Origin of the sequence: Microcoleus sp. S13C4, assembly GCF_036700865.1 — a bacterium.
Classification (GTDB): domain Bacteria; phylum Cyanobacteriota; class Cyanobacteriia; order Cyanobacteriales; family Microcoleaceae; genus Microcoleus.
On the sequence record NZ_JAUBPS010000147.1, the window covers coordinates 1 to 2,546 of the forward strand.

2 protein-coding genes and 1 rRNA gene are annotated in these 2,546 nt (G+C 45.6%); 1 reads left to right on the forward strand and 2 read right to left on the reverse strand.

Annotated elements, in window-relative coordinates; translation table 11 throughout:
* Positions 1-50: 50 nt before the first annotated feature.
* Positions 51-863 (reverse strand): reverse transcriptase N-terminal domain-containing protein, encoded by an 813-nt coding sequence (locus QT996_RS28195; RefSeq protein WP_333050784.1) that lies wholly within the window; start codon positions 861-863, stop codon positions 51-53.
* Between the two features lie 507 nt (positions 864-1,370).
* Positions 1,371-1,766, reverse strand: coding sequence for a competence protein CoiA family protein (locus QT996_RS28200; protein WP_333050785.1), 396 nt, complete (start codon positions 1,764-1,766; stop codon positions 1,371-1,373).
* A 717-nt stretch (positions 1,767-2,483) separates the two neighbouring features.
* On the opposite strand from QT996_RS28200, the gene QT996_RS28205 reads away from it, so the two are divergent.
* Positions 2,484-2,546: ribosomal RNA gene (locus QT996_RS28205) — 16S ribosomal RNA — on the forward strand; the annotation flags it as partial.

Here is a 2,546-nt window from a genome sequence, read left to right on the forward strand (position 1 = left end):
GGAGATTGAGGATAGGTTTGGACACTAACCTAGAGAAGTCACCTCCTCACTCACAACATGCGACATCGTGTCGCGCTCACCATGTCATCCGCGTAACGGACTGATTGATGTATTTCCTCAATCCCATTGAGAGCGATATTGGCTAGTAATGGACTTACCACGCCCCCTTGTGGGGTTCCTTGTTCTGGAAATTCTGGATTGACTCCTGCTTTTAGACAGCGGAATATTCCGGTCTTAATGCCTTTTGGGGCGATGAGTCGTTCCATTATGCTGGTGTGGCTTATCCTGTCGAAGCATTTTTCGATATCGAGTTCGATAACTCGTTTTTCTATTCCGTGGGCTTTTGAGTTTAGATTTAGAAAGAGGAATTTCTGGGCGTCCTGCGCTGACCTCCCTGTTCTGAATCCATAACTGCGAGCGTGAAAGGTTGCTTCGTGTGCTGGCTCTAGCGCGTATTTTGCGAGGCATTGCCACGCTCTATCGGCGATAGTTGGTATCTTAAGGAGGCGGGTACTCCCATCCTTTTTAGGGATTGGTATTGAACGTAATTTCTGATGTTTCCAGTTGTTACTTTTGGCTCTGAGTTCTTCACTCAGGGCAAACCTTTCCTCAAATGTGAGTGAGGCTTTCCCATCTATTCCCGCAGTCTTTTTGCCAGCGTTTAGTTGAGTTACTTGACGTATCGCCAACATTCTTGCAGCCCGAGATTTCAGAATTAGCTTTTGAAGGGACTTCGCTTTCTGCTTGTCTCCAACCTGAATCGCTTTAAACACTCGTTTTTGTAGGCGGAATAAGTCCCTTCGGAATTTCTTCCAAGGTAACGTTTTCCAAGATTCACTAACATTGCTGCCGTGTCTAATCATACTCTGCTCCAACTTATGTTCTCTGAACACCTCAGACCAATTACGGTCTGTCCTACCCGAACTAAGGGAGTTCCGCTGCTCGTCTAGCCTACTTGGAGTTCGACTTCCCCTTGACCCTCAGTTCGTTTTTCTTCGTTCCCTCGGGCGTGATTGATTGTTCCTTTAGGTGGAGCCAATTTAACTTCTGGATTCCCTGGACTCTTGCCGATATTGGAACTAAAATTCGGCGGGAATGAACTCCAGTAAAGTCGGGATTAATGGTCTGTGTCCCGCTTGGGTGTAAGTTACTTTTCTAGGCTCTGTTTCACCGTTGGAACTCCCCATTAACGCCAGTGTCACCCCACACAAGATGTCTGATTGCGTCCTGTTCCCAGCTTCACTCTCCAAGAATCGAGCTTGGTCGGTGTGGGCAGATAAGGAGTCATACCTGAGTCTGGTAGAAGGGACTTACACCCTTATCAGACCGAGAGTTCAGCCTTGTGGCTGGAAACGTTATGTACGGACTGATTACCGTGATTCACGTTTCAACGAATCGCACAATTCCTCACCCTTAAGTTGGATACTAAACTTGTCGTAGAGGGGCAGCGATGGGAAAGCTTTGGTTTTAATCCGCTGTGACACGGGCTTGCAAGTTTCCTCAGTGTGCGCGAAGTGATGTTCTTTCACCGAGCCCTTTTTCGCTGTCAATCCGCCACCGCAGTAGAGGCAAGTTAGCTGAGTTTTTCCGCGCACAACCTCATCAATGCTCGTCAGTTCGCCGCTGAGAGCAACACCAAATTTTAGCCACATTGTCAAAAGTTCTCCTAAAAGCAGGTTTTGGAGATGCACCCGCTCCACACGATCGAGAATTGTAACAAATTTAGGGGTTAGGGCTTCTGCCTTGGGAAAGAAAGTGATCGGCATTCGATGCTCTTGATGCGTGACTTTCACCCTTGCATCCCAAATCTAAAATCTAAAATCTAAAATCTAAAATCTAAAATCTAAAATCTAAAATCTAAAATCTAAAATCTAAAATCTAAAATTGCTCGTCACCACTCGGGAATTTCTTCAGGCGAGGAGTCAGATAGGGGTTGTGACAACGGAATCAGCCACATTCATGCCAAATACCACACATCTTAAAAAACTTAAACGAAGCTGCACCCGCAACAAAGCAGCCCGAAGATTCAGCGACTGGGCATATGTACTCGATTCATGAAACAGCCCAGATGCAAGGAAAGAGCGATCGCCGGGTCGCCTCCATACAGTCTTCGTTGCTACATTAGATTGACCGCTCTCTCAGCTTGAACTCAATGCAATATTGCAGCTAGTAGAAATAGACAAGTAGAGAAATTACTACAAAAAGATTCGGTTCCCTCTACTAACACCACCAGAGTAAGAACGCTATAGTTGATAAACGTCGAAAAAAGGGCAGCTTGAAGCGATGCCCCCAAGGCGCTGAACCTAGAAAAAAGAATAGTTTGAAAGCTTAAAGCACTATTAACCTCGTCAAAAAATCAAGATTGAGAGTCAAGGCGAAAGCTAATACTCAATATCGCAAACAACGAGAAAAATGTCAAGGGAAAAAAACCAGCCTTTGTGTTGAGTGGAAAGAACTTGATTGTAGCAAAAAAAAAACAATCCAACACGGAGAGTTTGATCCTGGCTCAGGATGAACGCTGGCGGTCTGCTTAACACATGCAAGTC